General features: G+C 65.2%; 3 protein-coding genes. 2 read left to right on the top strand and 1 reads right to left on the bottom strand.

Annotation, left to right across the window (positions count from 1 at the left end; genetic code table 11):
* Both EOA28_RS31320 and mazG read left to right on the top strand, forming a co-directional pair.
* A partial coding sequence (locus EOA28_RS31320; protein ID WP_148670970.1) for an aromatic amino acid transaminase occupies positions 1-907 on the top strand: 907 nt, incomplete at its 5' end.
* An 80-nt stretch (positions 908-987) separates the two neighbouring features.
* A complete protein-coding gene (gene mazG / locus EOA28_RS31315) occupies positions 988-1812 on the top strand; it encodes a nucleoside triphosphate pyrophosphohydrolase (RefSeq protein WP_127253367.1) in 825 nt (274 codons plus the stop codon).
* Positions 1813-1820: 8 nt separating this feature from the next.
* On the opposite strand, the gene hflX is transcribed toward mazG, so the two are convergent.
* On the bottom strand, positions 1821-2883 hold a 1063-nt coding region (hflX, locus tag EOA28_RS31310; protein ID WP_128315639.1), incomplete at its 5' end, for a GTPase HflX.

Below are 2883 nucleotides of genomic sequence, written 5' to 3'. Positions count from 1 at the left end.
GATCGGAAAGCCACACCGTCGCGCCGGCGCGCTCAGGCTGGTGGCAGAGCTTCTGCAGCGCACGCGCGCCGGCGCGACGGTGTGGCTTTCCGATCCGACCTGGCCGAACCATCCGCCGGTGATGCGCGCCGCCGGCCTTGAGGTTCGCAACTATCCCTATTTCGATGCCGCCTCCGGCGCTGTGCGCTTCGACGAGATGCTGGCGACGCTCAGGACGGCCAACAGCGGCGATGTCGTGCTGCTGCATGGCTGCTGCCACAACCCGACCGGCGCCAATCTCGATCTCGATCAGTGGGCGAAGGTCGCCGACGTTCTCCTGGAGCGCGGCCTGCTGCCCTTCGTCGACATCGCGTATCAAGGCTTTGGCGAGGGCCTGGACGCCGATGCCGCAGGCTTGCGGCTCTTGGCCGACAAGGTGCCCGAGATGGTCGTCGCCTCGAGCTGCTCGAAGAATTTCGCCGTCTATCGCGACCGCGTGGGTGCTGCGATGATCATGGCCAAGGACGGCGCGCAGGCCGATGTGGCGATGAGCCAGATGCTGGCGGCGGCGCGGGCGCTTTATTCGATGCCGCCGGATCATGGCGCCGCGGCGGTGCGCATGGTGCTGGAAGACGCCGGCCTGAGGAAAGACTGGGAGACGGAGCTCGAGGAGATGCGGCTGCGCATGCTGAGATTGCGCGTCGCTTTTGCCGAAGCATTGCGCCGGCAGTCCAACTCGGATCGCTTCGATTTCGTCGCCAGCCATCGCGGCATGTTTTCCAGGCTTGGGCTGACGGAGGCACAGGTGGAGCGCCTGCGCACCGATCACGCCGTCTACATGGTCGGCGACAGCCGCATCAACGTCGCCGGCCTGCCGGAGGACGGCATGGACGATCTCGCCAAGGCGATTGTCTCAGTGCTCGACTGAAGTCTCCAACTGCTGTGGACAACCCGTTTCGGCTTCCGACCAGGATTGGTCGGACGCCGGCCGCGGGGTAGGCTCGATCCATGAAGCCCTCGAAAGACATTTCCCGGCTGATCGAGATCATGGCGGCGTTGCGCGCGCCGAAGACCGGCTGCCCGTGGGATATCGAGCAGAACTTTTCGACCATCGCGCCCTACACGCTCGAAGAGGCCTATGAAGTGGCTGATGCTATCGCGCGCGGCGATTTCGACGACCTGCGCGAGGAACTGGGCGACCTATTGCTGCAGGTCGTCTACCACGCGCAGATGGCCGAGGAGATCGGCGAGTTCGCTTTCGGCGATGTCGTCGAGGCCATCACCACCAAGATGATCCGCCGCCATCCACACGTCTTCGGCGACGAGACGGCGCGCAGCGCGGGCATGGCCAAGGGCATGTGGGAGAAGATCAAGGCTGAGGAGAAGGCTGAAAAGCGCAGTGCCCGCATCGCGCGCGGGCTCGATCCGGAAGATCACGGCAAGGGTTATCTCGACAGCGTGCCGGTCGCGCTCCCCGCCCTGACGCGTGCGCTGAAACTGCAGGAGAAAGCAGCGCGCGTCGGCTTCGACTGGAGCGAGGCTGCCCCCATCCTCGACAAGATCGAGGAGGAGATCGGCGAATTGCGCGAAGCGCTTGCCACAGGCGATGCCGCGCCGATCAAGGACGAGTTCGGCGACATGTTGTTTGCCGTCGTCAATCTCGGCCGCCATCTAAAGCTCGATTCGGAAGCGGCGCTCAGCGGCACCAATGAAAAGTTTCGCTCGCGCTTTCACTATGTCGAGCAGGCCCTGGCGGCTTCGGGCGGTTCGCTGGAGAAGGCGACGCTCGACGAGATGGAAGCGCTCTGGCAGCAAGCCAAAAGCGCCAAGTAATCAGCCGGTTAGCTGCCGTTCTTGCGATGCAGGCGGCTCTCGATCTCCTGCCGGGCGCTGCGCGTGGCCGTGAGCGAGAGAGTGATGCTGCCGTCCTCATTGTCAGTGCGCGAAACGATGTCGCCGTTGCGGTACAGCCAGTCGACCTGGCCGAGCTGGGCCGGGCTCAACGTCACCGTCATCGTTTCCAGCTCACCCGACACGCGCGTCTCGATGAGTGCCTTCAGCGTGTCCAGTCCCTCGCCAGTCACCGCCGAAATCGCGATCGGCGGCGACTTGCCGCTCAAGCCCTCCGCGAGCAGCCGCTCGCGATTGCCTTCGTCGAGCAGGTCGATCTTGTTCCAGACCTCGATCACGCGGTTCGTGTCGGCGGCGTCGACGCCGAGATCGGCAAGGATGCGTTCGACATCCTCAGCCTGGGCCGCCGTGTCCGGATCGGAGATGTCGCGCAGATGCAGCACCAGATCGGCCTCGACGACCTCTTCCAGCGTCGCCCGGAAGGCGGCCACCAGATGCGTCGGCAGGTCGGAGATGAAGCCGACCGTATCCGACAGGATGATCGGCGTGCCGTGCGGCAGCCGCACGCGCCGCAAGGTGGGGTCGAGCGTGGCGAACAGCATGTCCTCGGCCAGCACCCCTGCCCCGGTCAGCCGGTTGAACAGCGTCGACTTGCCGGCATTGGTGTAGCCCACGATCGCCACCACCGGAAAAGGCACCTTCTTGCGCTTGGCGCGGTGCAGGTCGCGCGTGCGCCGCACCGTTTCCAGCTCGTGCTTCAGCTTGGTGATCTTGTCCTGCAGGATGCGGCGGTCGGATTCGATCTGGGTTTCGCCGGGGCCGCCGAGGAAGCCGGCGCCGCCGCGCTGCCGCTCGAGGTGGGTCCAGCTGCGCACCAGCCGACCCTTCTGGTAGTTGAGATGCGCGAGCTCGACCTGCAGCGTGCCTTCCTTGGTGCGCGCCCGCTCGCCGAAGATCTCGAGGATCAGCCCGGTGCGGTCGAGCACCTTGGCATTCAGTTCCTTTTCGAGATTGCGCTGTTGAACCGGCGTCAGCGGATGGTCGACAATGGCC

This window comes from Mesorhizobium sp. M2A.F.Ca.ET.067.02.1.1 (assembly GCF_004023285.1).
In the GTDB taxonomy this organism is placed as follows: Bacteria; Pseudomonadota; Alphaproteobacteria; order Rhizobiales; family Rhizobiaceae; genus Mesorhizobium.
This window is presented reverse-complemented; position numbering and strand designations above follow the sequence as displayed.

Coding starts and splice junctions, on each gene's coding strand:
- mazG (WP_127253367.1), top strand. CDS start 988: ATGAAGCCCTCGAAAGACATTTCCCGGCTGATCGAGATCATGGCGGCG.